This window comes from Brachybacterium aquaticum (genome assembly GCF_014204755.1).
GTDB lineage: Bacteria > Actinomycetota > Actinomycetes > Actinomycetales > Dermabacteraceae > Brachybacterium > Brachybacterium aquaticum.
This window is the reverse complement of record NZ_JACHLZ010000001.1, coordinates 2879223-2902734: the sequence shown is the minus strand read 5'-3', so window position 1 is coordinate 2902734 and position 23512 is coordinate 2879223. Positions and strand designations below refer to the sequence as shown.

22 protein-coding genes and 1 pseudogene are annotated in these 23512 nt (G+C 68.5%); 14 read left to right on the top strand and 9 right to left on the bottom strand.

All coding sequences use genetic code 11. From position 1 onward, the window contains the following. Positions 1 to 26 precede the first annotated feature (26 nt). From HNR70_RS12985 to HNR70_RS12955, 7 genes are read left to right on the top strand one after another with little or no spacing between them, the layout of a single operon-like run. Entirely contained in the window at positions 27 to 1049 is a 1023-nt protein-coding gene (locus tag HNR70_RS12985) for a glycosyltransferase family 4 protein (protein ID WP_312857669.1), read from the top strand. Beyond that, on the top strand, positions 1049 to 2299 hold the full coding sequence (locus tag HNR70_RS12980) for an O-antigen ligase family protein (protein WP_184326027.1): 1251 nt from the start codon (positions 1049 to 1051) through the stop codon (positions 2297 to 2299). Before HNR70_RS12985 ends, HNR70_RS12980 begins: the two co-directional genes overlap by 1 nt. Continuing rightward, positions 2292 to 3212 carry a glycosyltransferase family 2 protein gene (locus tag HNR70_RS12975; protein ID WP_184326026.1) on the top strand — a complete coding sequence of 307 codons (921 nt, stop codon included), beginning with the start codon at positions 2292 to 2294 and terminating at the stop codon, positions 3210 to 3212. The genes HNR70_RS12980 and HNR70_RS12975 overlap by 8 nt, the downstream gene beginning before the upstream one ends. A gap of 56 nt (positions 3213 to 3268) precedes the next feature. Further along, positions 3269 to 4258 carry a glycosyltransferase gene (locus HNR70_RS16400; protein WP_184326025.1) on the top strand — a complete coding sequence of 330 codons (990 nt, stop codon included), beginning with the start codon at positions 3269 to 3271 and terminating at the stop codon, positions 4256 to 4258. Next, positions 4255 to 5211 carry a glycosyltransferase family 2 protein gene (locus HNR70_RS12965; protein ID WP_184326024.1) on the top strand — a complete coding sequence of 319 codons (957 nt, stop codon included), beginning with the start codon at positions 4255 to 4257 and terminating at the stop codon, positions 5209 to 5211. Before HNR70_RS16400 ends, HNR70_RS12965 begins: the two co-directional genes overlap by 4 nt. Beyond that, positions 5211 to 6338, top strand: a complete 1128-nt coding sequence (locus tag HNR70_RS12960) for a glycosyltransferase (protein ID WP_184326023.1) — start codon at positions 5211 to 5213, stop codon at positions 6336 to 6338. Before HNR70_RS12965 ends, HNR70_RS12960 begins: the two co-directional genes overlap by 1 nt. Then, positions 6335 to 7180, top strand: a complete 846-nt coding sequence (locus tag HNR70_RS12955) for a glycosyltransferase family 2 protein (protein WP_184326022.1) — start codon at positions 6335 to 6337, stop codon at positions 7178 to 7180. Before HNR70_RS12960 ends, HNR70_RS12955 begins: the two co-directional genes overlap by 4 nt. Before the next feature lie 42 nt (positions 7181 to 7222). Here HNR70_RS12955 and HNR70_RS12950 read toward each other — a convergent pair whose 3' ends face one another. The 3 genes from HNR70_RS12950 to HNR70_RS12940 are packed head-to-tail and all read right to left on the bottom strand — an operon-like array spanning position 7223 to position 10598. Further along, positions 7223 to 8356, bottom strand: a complete 1134-nt coding sequence (locus HNR70_RS12950; protein WP_184326021.1) for a glycosyltransferase family 4 protein — start codon at positions 8354 to 8356, stop codon at positions 7223 to 7225. Beyond that, positions 8353 to 9246 carry a glycosyltransferase family A protein gene (locus tag HNR70_RS12945; protein ID WP_184326020.1) on the bottom strand — a complete coding sequence of 298 codons (894 nt, stop codon included), beginning with the start codon at positions 9244 to 9246 and terminating at the stop codon, positions 8353 to 8355. The genes HNR70_RS12950 and HNR70_RS12945 overlap by 4 nt, the downstream gene beginning before the upstream one ends. After that, complete coding sequence (locus tag HNR70_RS12940) at positions 9243 to 10598, bottom strand: glycosyltransferase family 4 protein (protein WP_184326019.1); 1356 nt, start codon at positions 10596 to 10598, stop codon at positions 9243 to 9245. The genes HNR70_RS12945 and HNR70_RS12940 overlap by 4 nt, the downstream gene beginning before the upstream one ends. Positions 10599 to 10759: 161 nt before the next feature. On the opposite strand from HNR70_RS12940, the gene HNR70_RS12935 reads away from it, so the two are divergent. Next, a complete protein-coding gene (locus tag HNR70_RS12935) occupies positions 10760 to 11812 on the top strand; it encodes a glycosyltransferase family 4 protein (RefSeq protein WP_184326018.1) in 1053 nt (350 codons plus the stop codon). A gap of 33 nt (positions 11813 to 11845) precedes the next feature. On the opposite strand, the gene HNR70_RS12930 is transcribed toward HNR70_RS12935, so the two are convergent. Continuing rightward, complete coding sequence (locus HNR70_RS12930; protein ID WP_184326017.1) at positions 11846 to 12748, bottom strand: glycosyltransferase family 32 protein; 903 nt, start codon at positions 12746 to 12748, stop codon at positions 11846 to 11848. Positions 12749 to 13117: 369 nt separating this feature from the next. Here HNR70_RS12930 and HNR70_RS12925 point away from each other — a divergent pair, with 369 nt between their 5' ends. Beyond that, the gene (locus tag HNR70_RS12925) at positions 13118 to 14755 is read left to right on the top strand and encodes an ABC transporter ATP-binding protein (protein WP_184326016.1); all 1638 of its coding nucleotides are present in this window, start codon (positions 13118 to 13120) and stop codon (positions 14753 to 14755) included. 5 nt (positions 14756 to 14760) lie between these two features. Here HNR70_RS12925 and HNR70_RS12920 read toward each other — a convergent pair whose 3' ends face one another. From HNR70_RS12920 to HNR70_RS12910, 3 genes are all read right to left on the bottom strand, one after another. Next, positions 14761 to 15231, bottom strand: coding sequence for a hypothetical protein (locus HNR70_RS12920; protein WP_184326015.1), 471 nt, complete (start codon positions 15229 to 15231; stop codon positions 14761 to 14763). A gap of 118 nt (positions 15232 to 15349) precedes the next feature. Further along, complete coding sequence (locus HNR70_RS12915) at positions 15350 to 16600, bottom strand: IS256 family transposase (protein ID WP_184324553.1); 1251 nt, start codon at positions 16598 to 16600, stop codon at positions 15350 to 15352. Positions 16601 to 16694: 94 nt separating this feature from the next. Beyond that, positions 16695 to 16895, bottom strand: coding sequence for a glycosyltransferase family 2 protein (locus HNR70_RS12910; protein WP_184326014.1), 201 nt, complete (start codon positions 16893 to 16895; stop codon positions 16695 to 16697). A gap of 317 nt (positions 16896 to 17212) precedes the next feature. Here HNR70_RS12910 and HNR70_RS12905 point away from each other — a divergent pair, with 317 nt between their 5' ends. Both HNR70_RS12905 and HNR70_RS16530 read left to right on the top strand, forming a co-directional pair. After that, positions 17213 to 18709, top strand: coding sequence for a sugar transferase (locus tag HNR70_RS12905; RefSeq protein WP_312857667.1), 1497 nt, complete (start codon positions 17213 to 17215; stop codon positions 18707 to 18709). Further along, a pseudogene (locus HNR70_RS16530) lies at positions 18709 to 19125 on the top strand (VanZ family protein); the annotation flags it as partial. The gene HNR70_RS12905 and the pseudogene HNR70_RS16530, both read left to right, overlap by 1 nt. 43 nt (positions 19126 to 19168) lie before the next feature. Here the strand turns inward: HNR70_RS16530 and HNR70_RS12900 are convergent. After that, the gene (locus HNR70_RS12900; protein WP_184326013.1) at positions 19169 to 20029 is read right to left on the bottom strand and encodes a nucleotidyltransferase family protein; all 861 of its coding nucleotides are present in this window, start codon (positions 20027 to 20029) and stop codon (positions 19169 to 19171) included. 167 nt (positions 20030 to 20196) lie between these two features. Between HNR70_RS12900 and manA the strand changes: the two genes are divergently transcribed. Genes manA through HNR70_RS12885 form a run of 3 tightly spaced genes read left to right on the top strand, consistent with a single transcriptional unit; the run spans position 20197 to position 22879 of the window. Continuing rightward, positions 20197 to 21399 (top strand): mannose-6-phosphate isomerase, class I, encoded by a 1203-nt coding sequence (gene manA / locus HNR70_RS12895; protein ID WP_184326012.1) that lies wholly within the window; start codon positions 20197 to 20199, stop codon positions 21397 to 21399. Further along, the gene (locus tag HNR70_RS12890) at positions 21387 to 21764 is read left to right on the top strand and encodes a hypothetical protein (protein ID WP_184326011.1); all 378 of its coding nucleotides are present in this window, start codon (positions 21387 to 21389) and stop codon (positions 21762 to 21764) included. Before manA ends, HNR70_RS12890 begins: the two co-directional genes overlap by 13 nt. After that, positions 21761 to 22879: a P-loop NTPase family protein gene (locus HNR70_RS12885; protein WP_184326010.1), complete on the top strand. Its 1119-nt coding sequence runs from the start codon at positions 21761 to 21763 to the stop codon at positions 22877 to 22879. Before HNR70_RS12890 ends, HNR70_RS12885 begins: the two co-directional genes overlap by 4 nt. Here HNR70_RS12885 and HNR70_RS12880 read toward each other — a convergent pair. After that, positions 22866 to 23411, bottom strand: coding sequence for an arsenate reductase/protein-tyrosine-phosphatase family protein (locus HNR70_RS12880; protein ID WP_184326009.1), 546 nt, complete (start codon positions 23409 to 23411; stop codon positions 22866 to 22868). The genes HNR70_RS12885 and HNR70_RS12880 overlap by 14 nt on opposite strands. Between the last annotated feature and the right edge of the window lie 101 nt (positions 23412 to 23512).

The following is a 23512-nucleotide window of genomic DNA, read 5'->3' as shown; positions in this document are numbered from 1 at the left end:
TCGTGCCCGTGGCCGAGCTGGGAGGCGTGGCTCGCCATATCCTGGATGCGACCGAGGTCGGCATCCCGGGATGGCGTGTCGTGGTGGTGTGCCCCGAGGGGCCGCTCGCCGAGGCACTCCGCGCGCAGGGCTCGCCCATGGTCACCGCGGCGGTCTCACCGGCCGACGGGACCGGTCGTGCAGTCTCTGAGGTGCGCGCCGTGCTGCGCCGACTCGCCCCGGATCTGCTGCACACCCACCTCGCGTTCGCCGATCTCATCGGCGTCGCCGCGGTGACCGGGCTGCGCTCCGGTCGCGGTGAGCGGATCCGGCTCGTCTCCACCGAGCACGGCATCTCCGGCGTGCGCGGCTACTTCCAGCCGGGACGGATGAGCGCGGCGGCGAAGTCCGCAGCGCATCGTGCGCGACTGCACCGCACCGACCACGTTATCGCCGTCAGCGAGTCGACCCGCGAGCAGATTCTCGAACAGTGGGGGAGAGGCGCCCCGATCACGGTGATCCGCAATGAGGTGGACCCACCTTCCGACGTCCCCGCGCCGCGTCCGGGCCTCCGGGTCCTGTCCCTCGCCCGGCTCGCCCCCGAGAAGCGCATCGACCAGCTGCTGCGCGCAATGTCCCTGGTGGTCGCCGAACATCCCGAAGCCACGCTGACCGTCGCCGGCGACGGACCACTGCGCGACGATCTGGAACGGTCGAGCGCTGAGCTCGGACTTCAGAACGCGGTGACGTTCAGCGGATTCGTGGACTCACAGGACGCACTGGCGTCCCACGACGTGGTCGTACAGCTCTCCGTGTGGGAGAACCTCTCCTACACGCTGCTCGATGCACTCTCACGCGGGCTCGGGATCGTCGCGACCGACGTTGGGGGCAATTCTGAAATCATCCCGGCACAGTGCCTGGTCGACTCTGCCGACGTCCGCACCATCGCAGACACCATCCGGAGACAAGGGGTCGACCTTATGCAGAGGCCGTCGCCCGAGCCGCTGGTCGGGGGACGGGAGCGGATGACGGGGAGAATCGCCTCCATCTACGAGGAGGCGGGTCGATGATGTCCACCCGTCTGTCCAGCCCGCGAGGCCGCTCCACGGACGCCGCGCACCGTATGGGGCACTCCCTCCGTGTCGAGACGCTGGCCGCGGCGCAGGGCGTCGCGTCCATCCGACTGGGGGAGTTCCTGCTCTTCTTCCTCCTGGTGGTCAGTGGCACCATCGATGCAGGGATCGCTGGAACGAATCTTCCGCTCGCGGCGATCCTCGGGTACTCGTTGCTCCGGAAGCCGTTCTACGACCTGGGCAGGTTTCAGGCACTCCCGTGGATCTTCGCGGTCATGCTCACCTATGCCGGGATCGTGTCGCTCTTCTCCGACCCAGGCGAGTACTCGGCCGATTGGCAAGGCCGTCTGCTGCGCATGGCGGCGGTCTGCATCCTGGTGCTGGTCACCGCCACCGGCAGGATCGATCTGCGTTCGGCGATCTACGGCTTCTGCGCCGCACTGCTCCTGAACGTGCCGTTGTTCTACATGGGCCTCCTCCCGGACCTCTACGGAGGATTCCTCACCGGATTCGTGGGGGACAAGAACGTCGCGGGGCTCTCCTACTGCCTGTTCGGTCTGCTCGCGATCGCCATCGCTCGGCGAACGAGCCACCGGCTCGTCCTCTTCATCGCGTTCGGCGCCTGTGTGTGGTGGACCGGCTCCCGCACGTCCATCGCCGCTTACATCGCAGCGTGCTGCTGGGTGAGCATCGCCCCCCGGCTGCCCCTGATCGGAAGGTGGGTTCTCGGCGCGGTCACGGCATATCTGGTGTGGCTCACCGCCGAGGACTTCTCCCAGATCGGCGTCTTCTCCGACCGCCAGGGCTCTGATCTCCTGCGAGCTCGAATCGATGCCGCCTCGCTCGACAAGGTTCAGGAGACAGGATTCTTCGGCCGAGGGCTCGGCGAGGCCTGGGTTCCGATGGACGACGGCCGCTGGTTCTTCCACAACTCGTACTGGACCGCCCTCGTCGAGGGCGGGTGGCCCTGGACCATCGCTGTCGTCGGAGTCACTGCGCTGGTCATGCTGCGACCGTTCGCCAAGAGTCTGGACTCGCAGAAGATCTTCGCCCAAGCTCTCGGGATCGCCGTCCTCATCTGTGCGACGAGACTCGGTGAAGTGTTCTTGACGATCTACTGGGCGATGCCGCTTGCCTTCGCACTCCAGTGCGGTCTCTCTCCACGCGTGGAGCGCGGGCTGACCATTGGTGCTCGAACAGCAGAACCGGCCTCGGCCGGGAACTTCGCGGAGGGGAAGGATGCCTGATCCCAAGCATCCGGAGGCGTCAGTGATCATCTGTGTGCGGAATGGTGGCGCCACCATCCGTCGGCAGCTCGAAGCGCTGGACGCTCAGGAGGACGCCCCCGCCTTCGAGGTCATCGTCGTCGACAATGGGTCCACCGACGACACACTGGACGTGGTCCGGGAGTGGCAGGCCCGGACGAGGCATGCCACGGACGAGATCCGCATCGTGGACGCCGGTGGACGGCCGGGCATTCCGCGCGCCCGAAATATCGGAGCGACGGCGGCCAGGGGGCGGCGGCTGCTGTTCTGCGACGCCGACGACAGGGTCTGTCCTGGGTGGGTGGTTGCTTTCGTGCGGGGAGTGGACGACGGTCAGCTGGCGGGCGGGCGGATTCTCGCCTTCGATGGGCAGGGGGTGGAGCACCCGGAGGTGTTCGGGCCAGGATTGATGGAGAGCCCCTATCTTCCCCACGTCGGGAATGCGAACTGCGCTGTCGACAGGGCGGCGTTCTTCGCCGCGGGAGGATATGACGAGTCGCTCCCGCGGTACGGATTCGAGGACGTCGACCTCTCGTGGCGGATGCAAGAAGCCGGTTTCCCGATCGTCTACGTCCCCGGCGCAGTCGTGCACTTCACCATGAGCGGTGCCGGAACGTCACTGCGCAAGAAGTTCATGCCTGGCAGAGGGCGGGTCCTGATGGCTTCGCGATATCCCCTGTACGACAACAGGCGGTATACCGCCCGCGTCGTCCTGCGAGACGTCATCTCGACATCTCTCGGTGCGCTGAGAGCATCCCTGCGGCAACGGTCAGTGGACAGGGCGAGCGCCGGACGTGTCGTGGCCGCGGTCGGTCGGGTGCACGGGTACATCGACTACGTGCTGCTGAGAAGGCTTCCGGAGCGGGAGCTTCTTGGAACGGGTCGTGATTCGTGACTGCGCCACACATCGCGATCGCCACGAACAACGGAGAGATCGGTGGCGGCGAGGTGATGCTGCTCGGCATCGCCTCAGCGCTGCGGGACATCGGCGTGGAGGTGCTGGTGATCGGTCCGACCGTTCCGGGCACGCTCCTCTCGGAGGCCGAGGCGTCGGGTTTTCGGACGACACGACTTCTCGCACAGGGGCGACGGCAGTACATGACAGCACTCCGGGACTGGCGGAGGAACCATCGTGATGTGCCGCTCTGGTGCAACGGCCTCGTGCCCTCCACCGCGACCGTCGCGCAGGGACCCCGCGTGGTCCATCTCCACGCGGTACCGGGCAGGACTCATCGGATGATGCTGCGAGCGGCTCGCGCCGGCGCGCGCGCGGTCCTGGTCCCCTCGCAGTGGATGGCGGCCGAGGTGCCCAGAGCGCGCGTGCTGGAGAACTGGACCGCGGACATCGACTACCGCCCCCGCGTGATGCCGACCGACCGAGCGGCGAGGATCGGATACCTCGGCCGGCTCACTCGGGACAAGGGTGTGGACGTTCTCGCTCGTGCCATAGGCCTTCTTGCTCGCGAGGACGGTCAGGAGGCCGACCTCGTCGTCGCTGGCGAGAACCGCTTCGGAAACACGACGGACGATGCTGCGGTCGCTGCCGCTCTCGCCCCTCTCGAGGGGATGGTCGAGCGGCAAGGATGGGTGCCCAGGGAACAGCTATTCGAGGACGTGGACATGCTCGTCGTCCCCTCTGCCGCGCCGGAGACGTTCGGTCTCGTCGCCGCGGAAGCGATGGCAGCCGGTCTGCCGGTGGTCGTCTCCGACGCAGGCGCTCTGCCGGAGGTTGTCGGTGGAACGGCAGCAGGGATCGCCCGCGCCGGTGATGCTGACCACCTCGCGCGCGTGATCCGCGCAGCACTCCGTCGGGAGCCCGAGAAGCAGCTCACCCTCGCCGCGGCAGCACGTGCGCGCTGGGAAGCCCTCTTCTCGCCCGCCGCAGGCACCCGTCGCGTCACCAACCTGCTGACCGCGCTTTCCGATGAGGTGACGACATGAGTGACGACTTGATTCGCGGGAACGGTGCAGAGGCCAGCATCATCGTCCCCACCTACCGCGGGGTGGAGCGACTTCCGTGCCTGCTCGACGCACTGGCCGCCCAGCAGCGAGGCACTCCGGCCTTCGAGGTCATCCTCGTGATCGACGGTGTCGACGATGGCTCCGCGGCGCTCGCCGAGGCGGAGCGCCGAGTCGCCGTCCGCCACATCCTCTTGCCGCAGAACCAGGGAAGGGTCGCCGCGCTCAACGCCGGATTCGATGCTGCGCAGGGGAGGGTGCTGATCCGCTGCGACGACGATCTCGTCCCCGCTCCCGATTACGTCGCGCAGCACGTCGCCGCGCACGCGTCCGGTGAGCGCGGTGTCATCGGCCTCTACCGCAATGAGTTCCGTCACACCGCCTACGCCACCGTGTACGGCCGGGACGCCGACGAGCGCTTCCGCCGCGACGCGTATGCCACCCCCTCCGACCGGACGTGGCGTTTCTGGGCCGGGAACTGCTCGATCACCCGGGACACGTGGAAACGGGTCGGACCCTACGACCCCGAGTACCGACTCTACGGCTGGGAGGACGTCGACTACGGATACCGGCTGCACGAGGCAGGCGTGCCCGTGCAACTCGCCCCGGAACTCGAGACACCGCACCGCGTCGCAGCCGTCACGACCGAGATCCGCGCACGGAGGGCGAGCCACTCCGGTGCCGCACGGCGGATCTTCGAGCGGAAGCATCCGGAGGCGGGACTTCCCGGAGCGGTGCCTCCGTGGAGCTTGTGGAATGGGATGGTGCGGGCGCTCTCGAGAGTGCCGATCCCGTCGGACCGGCGCGGAGCTGCGGTCGACCGAGTGCTCCCGCATCTTCCGGCAGCTGTGGGCCGCAAGCTGGTCGCGCTCTCGGTAGAGTCCGCTGCTCTCGCCGGATACCGTCGTCCGCGGAAGGCGGAGGAGGTGTTCTGATGAGCCCGAGGATCGCGATCGCCCACGACTACCTCACCCAGCGCGGCGGCGCCGAGCGAGTGGTGCTCTCGCTCGCCCGGGCGTTCCCCGAGGCCGAGATCCACACGCTCTTCTACGCGCCGGACCAGACGTACCCCGAGTTCCGAGAGCGCACCATCCGGGTGAGTCCGCTGAACCGGATCGCGGCCTTCCGGCGCGACCCCCGGCTGGCGCTCCCGCTGCTCGCCGGGGCGGCCTCCGCGATGCGCATCGACGCCGACATCGTGATCGCCTCGTCCTCCGGATGGGCCCACGCCTTCCCGACGGACGGCCGACGGATCGTCTACTGCCATTCCCCCGCGCGGTGGCTCTACCTCCCGGACGACTACCTCGGTGACGCAGGCAGGCTGTCGCCCAAGCGCCTCGCCGTCGGCGCGCTCGGTCCGGGGCTGCGCCGCTGGGACCGGCGTGCGGCGCTCCGGGCCGACGCGTACCTGTCCAACTCCACGGTCGTCCGGGAGCGGATCCGCCGTGTCTACGGGATCGATGCCCCCACCCTGTTCCCCCCGTTCAGCCCCGCGGTCGCCGAGGGCGACCAGGAGCGGATCCCCGAGCTCGTCGGATGGGCGGGACCGGACGGCGCCGAAGGCGGCCACCATCTCGTGGTCTCCCGGCTCCAGCCCTACAAGCACGTGGACCGAGTCGTCGAGGCCTTCCGATCGATGCCCGACCGGCGCCTCCTTGTCATCGGCACGGGCCCTGAGAAGGCGAGGCTGCAGTCGCTGGCACCCTCGAATGTCCGACTGGTCGAGGGCCTCTCCGACGCACAGATGAGGCGGGCATATGGTCACGCCCGCACCCTGATCGCCGCGAGCCATGAGGACTTCGGACTGACCCCGTTGGAGGCCGGTGCGCACGGAGTGCCCACTCTGGCGCTCCGGGCCGGCGGCTATCTCGACACCGTCGCGGAAGGGGTGAACGGCATGTTCTTCGGGACCGCCACTCCCGAGGCGATCGGTGAGGGCGTCCGGGCGATCTCGGAGCAGGCGTGGGAAACGCAGCGGATCCGCGAGCACGTCGCCCGCTTCTCGGAGGAGATCTTCATCCGTCGGATCAGGGACATCGCGGCAGAGCAGGGACCGGCATGAGCGGGCCCGAGCTCAGCATCGTGATCCCGGCCTACGACGCGGCCCCGACGATCGGGCGACAGCTCCGCTCGATCGCCGCACAGGTCGACCCACCCCGCTTCGAGGTGATCGTGGCGGACAACCGCTCCACGGACGGCACCGCTCAGGCGGCGCTCGCCGACGCCGCCGGCCTCGAGGTGACCGTCGTGCCGGCGCTGAGGGCGCAGGGCGCGAACTGCGCACGGAACGAGGGCATCAACCGAGCCGGGGCACCGCTGGTCCTCTTCCTCGATGCCGACGACGAGATTGATCCCGGCGCGCTGAGAGCGGTCGTCGACGCCTTCGCGGCCGATCCCGCCCTCGATCTCGCCACCGGGGTCCCGCTGGGAGAGGATCCTGCGACGTTCGAGCTGCCCGTGTCCCAGAAGTTCCTGCCGTACGGGATCTCGGCGTTCCTCGCCATGCGCCGTGAGGTGTTCGATGCCGTGGGCGGCTTCGACGAGCGGTTCGTCGGAGGCCAGGAGGAGGTCGACTTCTGCTGGCGGGCCCAGCTCGCCGGATTCACCCTGGGCGTGATCCGGGATGCCCGGTTCTCCTACGTGCCCCGGTCGGAGGCGCGCTCGGCATTCCGTCAGTTCCGTCGGTACGGTGCGACGTACATCCAGCTCTACGTCAAGCACCGTCACCTCGGGATCGAGGGATCGTCGCCGGGCGCGGAGCGCCACGACATCCGGCGGATCGTGCGCACCTCGGCCCGGTTCGTGCTCGGCCGCGGGAACCGGGTGGACAGTGCCCGGGCTCTCGGCTGGATCATCGGGCGGTGGCAGGGCAATCTCCGGCACCGGGTGTGGGGCCCCCGCTGAGAGGAACCGTGCGCCGACGTCGGAGAGGAGGGCGCCTTTCCCTCAGCCACCGTGAGGTCGGTGCGGCCCTCGCTCGAGCGCGTCGCGCACCGCCCGTGCCCACATGGGCCACGAGGCCTCGCGCATCGCCCAGTCCGCTGCCTGCCGTGACATCGCAGGCAGGTCCGAGGTGACGACCCTCGTCTCCATCGCGCTGACGAACGGCGATGCGGTGCCGTCGAACGGGACGAGCCAGCCCGTCACCCCGTCGACGACGAGATCGGTGAGACCGCCGAGGGCGGAGGCGATCACCGGGAGGCCGTGGTGCAGTGCGTCGGTGACGACGACCCCGCCGGCCGAGGCGCGACTCGGTTCGAGCAGCGCGTCGTGCGTGGCGTAGACGCCGCTGAGCTCCTGCGGCTCGAGGCGCTCGAGGTGGGTCACCTCCGCGGGAAGCGGCCGGCCTCGAGCTCCCACCACGGTGAGCGTCGTCCGCAGTCCTCGTGTCCGCAGCTCGTGCACGATCTCGAGCGCGAGATCCCCTCCCTTGCGCTCCCAGTCGCTCGCCACGAGCAGGAGACGCAGCGGCCGCCCGTCGTGCGGCGGCTTCCCGCCGACCGGGCGCACGGGGGCGATCGCGGGACCGAATCGTGCCACCGTGACGGTGTCCTCGGGGACCCGGACGTCGACGACGAGGCGATCGGCGCTCCAGGCCGTGGCGACCAGGAAGTGCTCGGTGCGCCCTGCGATCCTGCGCTCGAGGTCCTCGGCGACGCGGCGACCCCTGTCCGTGAGGCGGGCGTACGCGGGGTAGGAGCGGGTCAGCGCCGCGAACGATGAGTCGGTGACCTGCACGATCCTCCGTCCCCGAGGGACCGCGAGCAGTTCCGGGGTCGCCGCGAGCGCCACGACGGGCACCGAGGAGGGAAGCTCCTCGAGACGCTGTGCGACGGCCCGGCTGCGCCGCCGTGCCGTGGGCGGGGACCACGACGACAGGTGCAGAGCCCCGCGCATCCCCAGAGCACGCGCACGCACACGATCGGCGATCGCGACGTCCGACGGGACGTCGATCACCTCCACCTCGCCCATCTCGTCCCGGAGCGCGGTGAGCATGGGCACGATCACCCCCGACCAGGACCGCGGCGAGGAGACGTCCCACGGTGTGACCACCGCGATCCGTCCGGATCGCGGGCTCATCGCGGTCGCCTCCGCCCGGGTCGGGCGTCCGCCACGCCGCGGGCGAGGCCGAGCAGACGCTTCGCGGCACCGACGAGCCGGGGGTGTCCGGTGCGGAGCCTCTCGAGCGGTGCGTACCGATGGCGGAGGTCCGTCGCCTCGTCGATCAGGCCGAAGATCTCCCTCCAGAACTCCTCGGCATGGTCCTGGTAGAGGTCGATGTTGTTGCGGAAGATCCGGGCATGGTTCGCGACGAGCGTCTCGCGAGTGCGGGCGGCGCTCGCGTTGAGGGAGTTCCGCTCGTGCTGCCGATAGTGGAAGTACGTGCCCTCGAGCCTCACGGGGCGCCGGCCGATGCCGAGCAACTTCAGGACGAAGTCATGGTCCTCCCGTCCGGTGACCATCGACAGGTCGTATCCGCCGGTGGTGCGCCAGTCCTCGCGACGGAAGAGATGGGTCGTGAAGATCTGGTTGTTCAGGAGGATCCCGCCGATGTCGAAGTCGGGGAGGCCCCAGGGGCCGTTCACGGAGCCGAAGAGGGTCGCGCGGCAGTAGACGAACCCCGCCTGCGGGTTGGACTCCATGACATCGACCGCTTCTGTGATGTACGGAGGATCGATGAGATCGTCGTCGCCGAGGATCATGGCGTAGACACCCCGCGCCGCTGCCATCCCGTGGTGGACGGAGGACGGCATCCCCCCGTGCGGATTCCGCAGGACGAGCAGACCCCGCTCCTCGAGGCGGTCGAGCAGCTGCACCATCGTGGGATCGGTGGACCCGTCGTCGGAGACGATGATCTCGATCTCCGGGTACGTCTGCGCGACGACCGACTCGAGGGCCTCCTCGACGAAATCCGCGCGGTCGTAGGTCAGCAGGATCAGCGAGACCAGCGGCTTCCTCACGTCGTTCATCGCAGTCGCTCTCCCTCGGTCGGGTGGGGTCCGTCGACCCGCGGCATCCGACCTGCGCGGAGTCGTCCTGTCCGGAGTCGAGCTCCGCGGGTCCTCCGTCGGTGCTCGATCGCCTCCGTGATCGCGCGCTGGTGCGCCGCATCGAAGCGACCGATGCCGTACAGACCGCGCGCACGGTCAGCGGCATCGCGGGCACTCCGCGCGACCCGGTCGTCGCGGAGCGCCCGGATCGCCGCGTCGGCGAGCGCGTCGTCGTCGTCGGAGACGGCGGTGAGCAGACCGGGGTCGATCCCCTCCGCCCCGACCGAGGTCGTGATCGTCGGAATGCCCCGGATGATCGACTCGACGACCTTGAACTTGACGCCCGCCCCCCGGTCGATGGCGGACACGGTGACCCGGAGCTGTGAATAGGCATCCTCGAGATCCTCGACGAACCCCGTCAGCTCGACCCCCGGCACCGCCGTGAGCCGACGGGCGGGCTCCTCCTCGACGCCCCCGCCGACGATGAGGAGCCGTGCCCCGGGAACCGCACCGCGCACGCGCGGCCAGATCCGCTCCGCGAGCCGCAGGGCGGCGTCCCGGTTCTCGTGGCGGCGCAGATAGGACACGAAGCCGACGACCGGAGGACGCTCGGACGCGTCGAGCACCGGGGTCCCCTCGTCCACGAGCGGAGGATCGATGACCCGGATCCGGGCATCGGGGGAGGCGGCGCGGAGCAGCTTCTCGTCCTTCCCCGACAGGACGAAGCTCTGGTCGAGGATCGAGCCGAGGCGCCGCTCGGTGCGTCGGGACCGGGCTGCGGCCCGTCGGACGCTCCGTGCCGCGCGGCCGCCGTCGGCGCGGAGCGCCTCCCGCTCCAGCCGCTGGCTGCTGACGTCATGGAAGGTGCAGACCAGGGCTGCCCGGGGCGCGAGGAGCCGCAGGAGAGGAGCCAGCCGGCCGTACTCCTCCCACTGGAGGTCGATGACATCGGCTCGTTGGAGCAGTGCTCTCGTGGCCCGATCAGTCAGGAGGTCCACGACGAGCGGGGGCCAGGGAAGGAGGTCGTCGACCCGCAGCAGGACGGGGACCGCACGGTGGACGGCGGTGAGCAGCAGACGACGAGCGCCGCGCCGGTCCCGTGGACGTCCCAGGAACCGGGTGGGCACCAGGACCGAGGTGCGCTCGAGCTCCGCGAGCGCCGCGCGCAGGGAAGGGGTCAGGACGACCACCTGGGATCCCGCCGCTCGATGCGACTGGACGATGCGTGCCAGCAGCACGCCTCCTGCGGTCGCGGGAGCCTCGACGGCCGCCATCGGCGAGAGCACGACGATGGGACGCGGTGGGTTCGTCTTCGTCGAGGGTGCGGCCACCGGGTGGTCTCCTTCGTTCACGCTGGTAGTCTCACCGCAGTCTACGAGCTGGTCTCCCGAACGGCGGCGCAGGATCCGATCGGGGGCGACGATCGGATGCCCACGGTGAGCACGGAGCGGAGGCGAACGTCATGGGGGAGCGGGGGACCGGCCGTCCGACGGTGCTCGGACTGTTCGACTGGAAGCCTCAGACCGGGTCCGGAGCCGGGCTCCTCAACCCCGAGCAGCCCCTTCCCTACCGTGCGGATCTCCTGCCGAGCTCGGGCCGGCTCGACCTCCGAGTCGTGCTACCGGCGTCGACGCGAGTGCATCGTAAGGTGCGGGACGTCGTCGAGCATCGCTCCGGCGTCACGATGGACCTCCTCCTCCGAGCGGTTCCTCGAGCAGCGTCCTCGCAGGCGGTCCTGGCCTTCCTCGAGCATCAGCTCACCGCGCTGTCCTGGGCACGCAGGCATCGACTCCGGCCGTACTCCGCGATCCCAGCGATGGGGATCGCCTGCTGGTGGGCGGAGGAGCTCGCCTCCGGGCAGCGCGATCCACGCCAGGTCGCAGAGATCGTCGCAGGGATCGACCGCCTCTTCGTGTTCAGCAGGAACCAGCGGGAGATCTTCGAGCGAGCCGGGGTTCCCAGGGAGAAGGTGCGGCCGGTCCTCTTCGGGGCTGACCACCGGTTCTTCACACCGGTCGAGGCCGAGCCTCGCTTCGACGCGGTGGCGGTCGGGGTTGACCGTGGTCGAGACTGGCACACTCTCGTCGAAGCCGCGCGCCGGCTGCCGTCCCGACGCTTCTATGTCTTCACCGGACCGGGCCGGATCGTCGGTCCGGATCTCCCCTCCAACCTCACCGTCCACGAACCCGTCGGGTTCAGTGAGTATCGCGAGGTGCTTCGAACCGCTCGGGTTGTCGTCGTCCCCACGTTCGACCTCGCGTACCCGGTCGGGCAGAGCGTGCTGCTCGAGGCGATGGCCAGCGGCCGCTGCACCGTTGTCACAGGTACCTCTGCGATGGCGGACTACATCGAGGACGGACGAACATCACTCGCCGTAACGCCCGGGGACCCGCAGGCTCTGGCCCGAGCTGTGGACGATGCGCTCGGCGATGATTCGGGCCGCGAGATGATGGGCAGGGCCGCGCGCCTTGCCGTCGAAGAGAGGTTCACGTTCGATCATCTCTGGCGGACCATCGGCGAGGAGATCCTTGAGGAGATCGCGTAGGTCCGACGCCGACCTGTTCCGGCAGCTGGTGTGTCAACGGTGTCCCGTCCACCTCGGACGCAGAGAATCGTCGTACCTGACATGGTCGAGATGCTTCAACTCGAGGGGATACATGATGTCCATCCCGATCTCGATCCAATGGATCGGGTAGCCGGGGTTGGTTCCGAAGGCATCACCGGGGTGCAGAGCGAGGTCCTCTTCGTAATACGAGAGCCTGCGCTCGATCTCTCGCAACCATTCGCCAGTGAAGGGCGTGCCGGGGCGGCAGGCGAAGGCACTTGCGCCGACCAGCGACCGGTATCGACGTCGCAGCTCGGGTCCGAGTCGGGCGTCGCGTCCGCCGACGCGGGATGACGAGATCTCGCGGTAGCCGATGATCCATGCGTCCGGGTCCGAGTTGAGACGACGTATCGCGTTCTCGAAATGGAGATCGACGGGCTTTATGTCGGCATAGGCCCCGCCATGATGATGCATGAGATATGCACGCAGATAGTCCGAGCGGTGCACGAACGAGAGGTGGTCATAGGCGGGATGCAAAGGGTGCCCGTGGACTACCAGTCCGGGCAAGGCGTCGGGCGTGACGAGTGCGACGTCGAGGCCCGGATTCGCAGCTCGGAGGGACTCGATGCCCGAGAGGCGATTCGCCGGGACGTCGTTGTCCCCGGTCCACAGGAGAAACAGAGTATGGGGTGCCTCGGAAGGTTCCGCGCCCGTCGCAGAGGAAGCAGGTGGGTCCCGGTGCAGGAAGTACATGCGGGGCAGTTCGCCGATCCGAGATCGATGCCGGTCGACGTCGAAGTGATACGGGGTGAGCGTGTCGTACCTCGAGTACACGGCGTCGCGGATCGCGATGCCTGTTCGCGACGCGCGACGCCGGCCGAGGAGCAGCGCGTGCTTGGCCTTCTTCAGCGGGAGCAGGGGATCCAGACTCGACATGACAGAGAGTCTGGCACTTCCGTCCGCCGGAGGAGCGAGCCGCAGGGTTCAGCGTGCCGGTAGCCTGGTCGGCATTGAGACTGCTGTTGCCCCGCGAAGGGCCGGAGGGACATCGTCATGTCCGGGCGCGACAGGAGCGGAAAGGGGATCGCTGACGTGGCATCGTCTTCAGGCCCACTCGCACTGGGAGGGGTGGGGCACGACATCGCCGGCCTTCGCCGAGTCTTCGCCCTGGTGCCATGGCGGATGCGCTGGCGGGCTCTTGGGCTGCTCATCGCAGCGGGAGCCTCTGCCGTGCTCGACCTGGTCGCCGTCGCGTCGATGCTGCCCCTGACACAGCTTCTTGCGTCTCCCGATTCCCTTCCGGGGATGGTCACCGACGTCCTGGTGCCGCTCCTCGGCACGGACGACCGCAGCACGGTGATCCTCGTCCTCGCCTTCCTGGTGGCGGCGGCCTTCATCATCAAGAACCTGTCCATCATCGCGATCCGGTGGTGGAGCCTGGGGATCACCAACAAGGCCTCCTCGGCCGCACAGGCAGAGCTTCTGCGTCGCTACATGTCTGCCCCCTACGTGGCCCATCGGCGACGCTCGCGCGGCCGGATCATGCAGGTGCTCTCCGGAGCCGCCCCGGCGACGTTCAACGGGATCCTCCTCGGGTACATCACCGTCGTGGTCTACGGGCTGACCGTCCTGATGCTCGCCCTGGCACTGCTCGTCATGGCGCCCTTGGCGTCGCTTGCCGCGATCGTCGTCTTCGGCGGCGCCGCGGCGCTGATCTCCGGGGTCCTCCGCCCCCGAGCCCACCGCAACGGCGAGGAGATGCTCGGACTCGAGACCGACTCCTGGAGGATCCTGGGCCCGGCGATCGATGGCTTTCGGGACGCACGGCTGTTCCGCCGTGAGCAGTACTTCACCGACCGCTATGCGAGGAACCGGGATGACGTGGCGCGCGTGGGTCGCTCCCGCGGCCTCCTGTCCGAGCTGCCCAAGTACGTCCTCGAGATCGTCATGGTCGTCGGCATCCTCGTGGTCGCGATGATCCTGTTCGCGACGAACGACGACTCGACGGGACTGGGGCTGCTGGCAATGTTCGCAGCCGCAAGCTTGAGGATCGTGCCAGCGCTGAACATTGTCGTCGCGACTTACAACGGGATCGTCCTGAGCCGCCCATCGCTTGCGATGGTCGTGGAGGAGCTCCGCGAGCTGGAGCAGGACGAGGAGTTCCCGGTGGGAGAGGTGCGCGGCGAGGCGCAGGTCGTCTTCCCTGTCGCGGATATCCAGGTGCGGGGATTGGGGTTCAGGTACCCGGATGGCACCAGGAACGTGCTGAGCGATGTGACGGTCACGATCCCCGTGGGCCGGAGCGTCGCTCTCGTGGGAGGCTCCGGGGCCGGGAAGACCACCTTCGCCGACATCGTCGCAGGTCTTCTCGTGGCCACCGAGGGAGCAGTGGAGGTGGGCGGGATCGACATCGCCGAGCACCCCCGCGAGTGGCTTTCGCAGGTCGCGATGGTGTCCCAGAAGGTGTATCTGTGGGATGACTCCCTGCGGAGCCTGATCACCTTCGGCCAGAGCCCCGAGGAGATCGACGAGGATCTTCTGCAGGAGGTCGTGCGGCAGGCGCGGCTCACGGAGTTCGTCGACGAGCTGCCCGAGGGGCTCGAGACCCGCATCGGCGAGAACGGTTCACGGCTGTCCGGGGGGCAGGCCCAGCGTGTGGGCATCGCCCGCGCGCTCTACGCCCGGCCGCGCATCCTGATCCTCGACGAGGCGACTAGTGCACTGGACAACGAGACGGAGCACAGGATCACGGAGACCATCGAGACGCTCCACGGCGAGATCACGGTGATCGTGATCGCGCATCGTCTCTCGACGGTGAAGAACGCCGACGAGATCCTCTACTTCTCCGAGGGACGGCTGCGCTCACGAGGGACGATGGCAACGCTCCGGGAGCAGGATCCGGAGTTCGCACGGCTCGTCGCACTCGGATCACTCACCACCTGAGCGAGTCAGCGGCCGGTGAGGACGTGGATCCGGTTCCGCACCCTTTCGTGCAGGTGCTGAACGCGTTGCCACCAGTGGCGCCTCCGCAGCGGTGCCATGAGGCGGTCCAGCTCTTCCTGCTCGGAGTCGAACATCCGCTGGAACTCCTCGGCCCGTGTCGTCGTGCTCATGTCGGTGCGGAACGGGGTGCGGATCAGCGCGGCAGGCGGCTTGCGCTGATTCGCGATGAGCCAGTCGTCGCCGCCCCAGATCCTCAGGGTGTCGGGAATCGCGACGTAGTCCGAGCGTCGCAGGCACATGAACGTTCCGAAGAACCGGGTGGGAGCGTCATGTCTTGCGAGCCGGTGGCTGATCCTGCGTGAACCGTCGTCATGGAAGGTCGACAGGTCGGGACCGACGATGCTGAACAGCCCGTGCCGCAGGATCTTTCCTGCATGAGAGAGCGCTTCGTCCTCGAAGGTGAGGTCGTCGTTCACGATGGCCAGGTACTCCGCGCGGGCCTCCTCCGCCGCAAGGTTCCACGCAGGATTCACGTAGATGTTCGAGTCCTGGGTCAAGTCCCTGGAAGTGGTGTAGCGATCCTTCGCTGAGAGGTCAGGCGGTCAGGGCGGGCAGGGCGTCGGTGGCGACCTCCTCGGGGCTGGTGTCGGGGACGAGGTTGAGGCGGCAGCGGGCGAGGACGTCGAGGCCGAGGTAGCGGCGCCCTTCGGCCCACTCGTCGGTCTGTTCGGCCAGGACCGCGCCGACGAGGCGGACGATCGCCTCGCGGGTCGGGAAGATCCCCACGGAGTCCGTGCGGCGGCGGATCTCCTTGTTCAAACGCTCGGTGGGGTTGTTCGACCAGATCTGCACCCACACGTCCTTGGGAAACCCCGTGAACGCGAGCAGATCGGCGCGGGCCGCGTCGAGGTGCTCGGCCACGGCCGGGAGCTTCTCACCGACGTAGTCCAGCAACCGCTCGAACTGAGCGTTCACGGCTGCCGCGTCGGGCTGGTCATAGACGCTGTGCAGCATCGCTTTCACCGCCGGCCACATGCTCTTCGGCGTCACGGCCATGAGGTTCGCGGCGTAGTGGGTGCGGCACCGTTGCCAGGCTGCCCCGGGCAGGTGCGCAGCGATCGCCTCCACCAAGCCGGCGTGCGCATCGCTGGTAACCAGGCGGACCCCGGCGAGGCCGCGAGCGACGAGGTCAGCGAAGAAGCCGTTCCACGCCGCTCCGGTCTCGGAGGTGGCCACACGCATGCCGAGCACTTCGCGGTGCCCGTCGCCGTTCACGCCGGTCGCGAGCAGGACGACGGCGTTGATCACGCGCCCGCCCTCGCGGACTTTCATCGTCAGCGCGTCAGCGGAGACGAATGTGAATGGCCCGGCCTCGTCCAGGGGGCGGTGGCGGAACTGCTCGACGTGCTCGTCCAACGATGCGGCCATCCGGCTGACTTGCGACTTCGAGAGGCTGTTGATGCCGAGAGTCTTCACGAGCTTGTCCATGCGGCGGGTGGAGACACCGGCGAGATAGCAGTCCGCGACGACCGTGATCAGGGCGGATTCGGCGCGCTTGCGCCGCTCGAGCAGCCACTCGGGGAAGTAGGTGCCGGTGCGGAGCTTGGGGACCGCGACGTCGATCGTGCCGACGCGGGTGTCGAGGTCGCGATGGCGGTAGCCGTTGCGCTGCGCGACCCGGCCGCTGCTGGGGCGGCCGTACTCCGCGCCGGCGACAGCGTCTGCGTCCGCGGAGAGCAGGGAGTTGATCACGTCCTGGAGCAGGCTGCGCATCAGATCCGGGGACGCTTCAGCCAGGGCTTCACCGAGCAGGCCGGAAGGGTCGACAATATGGGGAGCGGTCATCGTGATGACTCCGTTCGAGAGTGCTGTGAGAGGTTCACTCGAAAGATCACACGGTGGCCGCGCCCACGTCCGGGACGATCACGGGGCCACCGCGCTACACCACTATGCGGGACTCAACTGAGTCCTGCTGGAGGACGCGGATCCTCGGATGCGAGAAGTCGAGCGGCTCCGGTGAGTTGTTGACGATCAGCACCTCGGCGACGAAAGGGTGCTGGGCGCACTGCAGCGCCGTGGCACGGAGTTCGGAGGCGCGCTGGAGGGTCGGGATGACCACCGAGAACGTCCGGTCCGACATGAACTCTCCTCGAGACGGGTGGGCGGGCTGAACCGGCGCCGTCCTGGTGATGGAGGACGAGGGGCGACCCCCTCATCCATCGTTCGCCGGATATCCCGAGGGTAGTCCGTCACAAGTTGGTCAAAAGTCCTGTGGCATCGGACAGGTGTTGGATAAAGTCCGAGTTCTGTGACGCTTTGTCCGGTTTTGACCCCATGGACAAGAAGTGGTCGAGTGCCGGATCCGCCGGCACGTCGGACGCCGAGGCGCGCCGCAAGGGCGCTGAGTAGTCGGGAGGAGCTGTGAGTACAGCGCGTGAGAAGGTTGGCGTCGGGCGAGTGTCCGATGCCGCTTCCCGCCGTGGTCGGCAGCTGAGCGCGAACCCGACTGCCGATTCCCCTCGCCGGGCTTCAGCACGAAGTGAGTGGCTCGCTGTGCCGCTGATGGTGACGGTGGATCTCCTGGCGCTCGTGATCGCGGGTGCCATCGCGTTCGTCGTTCGGCAGGAAGTGCTGGGGCCGGCAGGGGATCTCAGCGAGAACGTGGCCGATGCTTCCTCTGCCATGACCGCGGGATGGTTGCTCGCCATCGCGTTCCTCAACGGCTATGACCGTCGCCTGCTTCCTTCAGGACCCGAACTCTTCCGCAACGTCTTGCATGCCTCCGTGGCGGCCTTCGGGATCGTGGGTGCCGTCGTCTATCTGCTCGATCTGGAGCTCTCGAGGGCCTACTTCCTTGCGTTCTTCGCGCTCGGCCCGCCGCTCCTCGTGATCGATCGCCTCGTGCTCCGGCGTGCCCTCAATGCGCTCAGGGTGCGGGGTCATCTGCGCAGTTCGGTGATCGCTGTGGGACCCGTCGAGCATGTCGACGACCTTGCCCGCACGATCCATCGCGAACGCTGGCTCGGGATGGACATCGTCGGTGCTGTGATTCCGGCGTCGTCCCGGGCGGTTGTCGGGGAGCAGTCGACGCGGGGGATCCCGGTGCTCGGCACGGAAGCGGACCTGTTGGCGATCGCTGCGGAACGGAGCCCGGAGGTGCTTCTCTTCACCGCCGGGTCCACCGCGAACGCCGAGGAGTTCCGCAGAACCGCGTGGGCGTTGGAAGACCGCGACATCCGAGTCATCGTGGTGCCCGCGCTCACCGAGATCTCCGCCGAACGCGTGTCGATGCGACCGGTGGCCGGCCTTCCCCTCGTGCACATGGACCTTCCTCGCGCTCGCCGCGCGGTCACCTGGGCGAAGCGTGCCTTCGACGTGGTCGGTTCCGCATTGGCACTCGTGCTCCTGTCTCCGGTGCTCGGTCTGATCGCGCTGTCGGTGAAGCTGAACGATGGCGGGCCGGTGATCTTCCGCCAGGAGCGCGTGGGCCACGACGGCAAGCTCTTCGAATTCCTGAAGTTCCGCACCATGGTCACCGACGCCGAAGCGATCCAGGTCGAGATGACCGAGCGCTGGGCCCAGGACAAGGGCAACGACGTCATGTTCAAGATGCGCAACGACCCCCGCATCACGAAGCCCGGTCGCTTCCTGCGCCGCTACTCCCTGGACGAGCTGCCGCAGCTGTGGAACGTGGTGCGCGGCGAGATGAGCCTCGTCGGGCCTCGCCCTGCCCTGCCTCGAGAGGTCGCGGTCTACACCGAGGATGCGCACCGCCGGCACAACGTCCGCCCAGGCATCACCGGGCTGTGGCAGGTTTCCGGCCGCAGCGACCTCAGCTGGGAGGACACGATGAGGCTCGACCTGTACTACGTGGACAACTGGTCGTTCACCCAGGACCTGCTCATCCTCATCCGCACGGTCCGAGCGGTCATCAGCTCCGCCGGAGCGTATTGATGATGAGGGCTGATCCGTCGGCGAACCGTCCGCCACGGAACCGCCCACTCCCGGCGCGCGCACGACTCATCGCGCTCGCCGTGCTCATGGCGTGCCTCATCGGCGTGTTCGGTCTGCTGCTCAACAAGGACGGCTGGGCGGTCAACCGCGCGAACGTGTGGGTCTGGGCTAACCTCACCGGCCCGCTCGGGCTTCAGGGCGTCATCACCCCTGAGCAGTTCTCGGTCGTCGCGAACGTTGCGCTGTTCGTCCCGATCATCGCGGCTCTGACGCTGCTCCTGCCGTCGTGGTGGTGGGTCGTCGCGGCCGGTGCGGGGTCGTTCCTCGTCGAGTGGTATCAGCATTCCCTCGGCACTCGCCAGGCTGAGGTCTCGGACGTCATCACCAATACAGCAGGCGCCCTTCTCGGGGCTGTTGCGGGGAGGGTTCTGAGGCGTCGACTCACCCGTCTGGACGCCGTCACCGGTGGTGGCGCCGAGAGTTCCTGGGCAGGATCCAGCGCGGAAAGCGCGCCCACCACTCCCGGCGCAGCTCCTCGCGGGTCGGGGGGCGGCCCAGACGGAGCGCCAGATGATCGGGATTGACCTGGCTGACTGCTCGCGCGAGGGCCCACGCCTCGCGAGGGCTGGAGACGTCCCGCAGCATCGCCAGCCGGATCCTGCGTGCATCGCGCCGGTCGTGCAGGGCAGTCCAGAGGTGCACCTGCCGGCCGCCCCGCGCCCGCTCGGGGCGGGCTGTCACAAGGGCGAGGGGAACAGTGGCGCCGAGCTCCTGTGCGAGAGCGTCGAGGTGATCTCGCTCCGACGGGTTCAACCGAGTCCACGAGACGTCGACATCGTGCGTCGGACGGACGAAGGCGTCACGAGCGGCATGCACGAGCAGCAGCAGGCGCTGGTGCTGGAGAGTCGGTACCGGACAGTCGATCCCGCCCAGCTCTGTCGTGGTCCGGTCGGTCCAGAAGCGCTGGAAGGTCGCTTCCGGATCGAGATCGAGCCCGGGGAACGATCGATGCACGTCCACCGTTCCCCACACCGCGTGATGGAAGGTCGCTGCGTGTGCGAAGACGCTGCCATGCGAGAAATGTGTGAGCTGGTGCCAGTTGGCAGATTCAAGTGCCTCGCACAGGGCATCGACCCGATCGGGCCGCACGAGCACATCGCAGTCGCTCGAGGGCATCCGACCGGCAGCGAGATCCTCGTGCAGCGCCACCCCCTTGACGTGCAGGATGGAAGCCTCGGCTCGTCGTGCGATGAGTTCGAGCACACCGTGCGCGAGCCGCAGCCGGGTCGGCACGGGCACGGGGGCGGCGAGCTGGTCCATGACGACACTCTAGGCGTCCAGGTGAACACCGTGAGCGCAGGTTTCCGCTCGATCCGGAGACCGAACGCCTTCGATCACCGATGATGGACCTCGGAGAGGCGACGGCACACGATGGACGTGCCTCGCGGCGCGCTGATCAAGGAGAACACAGAACGGAGGCCGGACGGATGCAGGAGCTGGAGGGGCGCATACAGCGCTATGCCTGGGGCTCCGCGACCGCGATCCCGGAGTTCCTCGGGAAGGAGCCCGACGGAGGGCCTTGGGCCGAGGCCTGGTACGGCGCGCATCCGGTGGCGCCCTCCCGTCTCGACGACGGACAGGGCCTGGACGAGCTGATCCGGCAGGATGCCCGGCGGGCCCTCGGAGACGATGTCCACCGCGCATTCGACGGCAGGCTCCCGTACCTCCTGAAGATCATCGCTCCGGACAAGCCGCTGTCCCTCCAGGTGCACCCGGGCAGGGAGCACGCCGCCGAGTCCTTCGCCGCGGAGAATGCCGCAGGACTGGCGCTCGACGACCCTGAGCGCAACTATCGGGACGACAACCACAAGCCCGAGATGCTGGTCGCGCTCACCCGCTTCAACGCCCTCTGCGGTTTCCGCACACCCCGACGGGCGGCGACGATCCTCGAAGGGCTCGACACCCGACTCACCTCACGTCTGCATGCCCTGCTCCTTGCCAACCCCACCGCGCACGGAATGCGGGCCGCGTTCCGCACCCTCGTGTCCCGATCCATGCGCCCCTCACAACCCCTCGTGGACGAGGTGGTCGCCGCATGCCGGCAGAGGTTCGAGAACGGCCGCTCGCCATCTCCGCGCATCGACCGTTCGGTGATGAGCCTCGCCGAGCACCATCCGGGTGATCCCGGGATCGTCGCCGCACTGCTGCTGAACCCGGTCACGCTCGACCCGGGGGAAGCGCTCTTCGTCCCCGCGGGTACGCTGCACTCCTATCTGAGCGGCACCGGCGTGGAGATCATGGCTGCAAGCGACAACGTGCTGCGCGCGGGCCTGACCCCGAAACGGGTCGATGCCGAGGAGATGCTGCAATGCGTGAGCGTCCAGGCTGCACCGCCCCTTCGCGTCGCCCCGGAGCGGCAGACCCGACGCACCGTCGCGTACTACGCACCGGTGGACGACTTCGAACTCACTCTGACGACCCTGGAGGACCCGAACGGTATGTTCCGTCCGGTCCACGTCGTCCCCGGTGCCGGGCCGCGAATTCTCCTCGGACTCGCGGGTGACGTGCTCCTGGAGTCGGGCGGAGGCCGACGCCGGTTGCGCGCGGGAGAGGCCGTGTTCGTCCCGGCCTCGGACGGCCCGGTCCGCGCCGGTGGGCGTGGACGCTTCGTACAGGCGTGCGTTCCGTGACCCGGACGTGGCAGCCCAAGCCGATGGTCCGGGAGCATGACGGGGACGCACTCTGGGCCGGCCCCCTTCCGGACGGCCCCATCGTGCGGCTCGACGACATGGCCGCTCTTCTCCTCGAGACGCTCGTGGAGGAGAGTCGAGTCGGGAGCGACGGAGCGTCGCCCCTTAGTGCGGAGCACGTCCTCGAACGCCTGGAGAGCGTTCTCGTGGACCGCCCCGTCGACGCGGAGGAGACCGTGGAGCAGTTCTTCGCAGACCTCGAGCGCGTTGGGCTCGTCGAGGGGGTCGAGGACGGCAGGGACCCCGGAACCGCTCGGCGCGCCCCTACGGACTCTGCCATTGGCAGTTCGGAGGCCACAGGATGAGAACGGCGAGATCGGTGCATGTGCTGGTTGCCGGGACGTCCGTGCAGATGGACTTTGCACCTGGACACGAGGACCTCGCCGACGAGGTGGAGGCACTTTGGGCGCATGTCGTCGACCGCGACCGGACGGTTGCAGCGTCACCGGCCATCAGACGCTTCTACACGCCATCGGGCGTGTCGCGGGGCGGTGGTCCGGAGATCCAGTCGGTGGTTCCCGGGGCGGGTGCCGCGTACGCTGTCTCGGGCGATGTCACCGTGGCACTGATCGAGCATCTCGTAGGCTCCCGGATCCTCCTCCACGCGGGAGTGGTGGACCATGACTCTCTGGGCGTGGTCATGGTCGTGGGCGAGTCAGGCGCGGGGAAGTCGACCGCCACGCTCGCACTCGGCCGTGAAGGGCGTTATCTCACCGACGAGCTGACCATCCTCGACCCGATCGACCTGCACGTCACCGCCTACCCGAAACCGATCTCCCGGCGGGTGGGCACGGCGGTGAAGCGTGATCACTCACTGGCAGAGCTGGGCCTTGTCCATAACGACACAGCATCGCGACCGGATCTGGTCGTGTTCCTGCACCGGGGGGCGGACATCGAGCCGCATCTGGAGCGGGTGCCGCATGCGGAGGCACTCCTGACGCTGGTCGGGCAGTCCTCCTCGACCTGGACCGTCCCCGGCGCCCTGACGCGACTCTTGGAGCTCCTGGAGCATGGCGGCGGAGCAGTGAGGGCCCACTACACGGAAGCTGCCGACCTGCCAGGCATGCTCGAGTCATTGCCCCCCGTTCTGCCCGGCGGCCGCTGGGAGGCGCTGAATGGTCTGCATGCATCCCTGCCGCCCGAGAGTCGGATCGGACTCTTCCCCGTGCGGGAAGCCGTAGCCGTCGACGGAGGGATCGTCGTCCTCGACCCCGGGCGCGCACTGCACCTGACGGGCGTCGTGGCGGTCGTCTGGCACGTGCTCGCGGAGAACGGACCTCTCACGGAGGACGAGGTGATCGCACGCGTCGTCGATGTTCTCGGCCCCCACCCGCAGGCGGCAGAGTTGGTCGACGATGCGCTGACGTGGCTCCGCCGCGAGGTGCTCGTCCCTGAGCTCCGGCCCCTCACGTCCGGCTGAGCAGCGTCGCCAACTGTCCCACCAGATCATCCAGCAGGTCAGCACACGCCGCAGCCTCCGCCGCCGGGCGTCGGTAGGGGTCTGGGACGTTTCGTCCGCGGGGAAGGGCCAGTCGGGACCAGGCCGCTATCGACTCGCGGGTCAGCGGTCCACTGCCGGCCTGTTCGGCGAGCTCGGGCACATGGCCGACCAGCCCCGCACGTCGTGCCGTTCCGGGGTACTCCTCCACGACGAACCCCAGCTGACGGTCGGACATCGTCAGCACCAGATCCGCGTCGAGGACCCGGGAGTCCAGCGCGGAGGCGCGGAACGCCGACGGATCCGGTCCTCGGCGGCGCAGCTCCGCGGCCATCTGCGCCTCCATGCCCTCACCCACCAGAGCGAACGTCCCCGCGCTGGACACCTCGATGTCCGGGACCAGATGACGCAGCAGATGCTCGGCATACGCGGAACGGCAGACGTTCCCGGTGCACACGAACATCACCGAGCGCACGGGCTCGCCGGCGGGGGAGGGCGTGGTCGTCGCAGGCATGGACTCAGGGTAGCGGCGTCGATCCCGACCGGACGGCTGGTCTGCCTGCTCACAGCACTGCCCTCCTGACCGGGCCCGGTCGTAGGGTGAACGTCTACGGG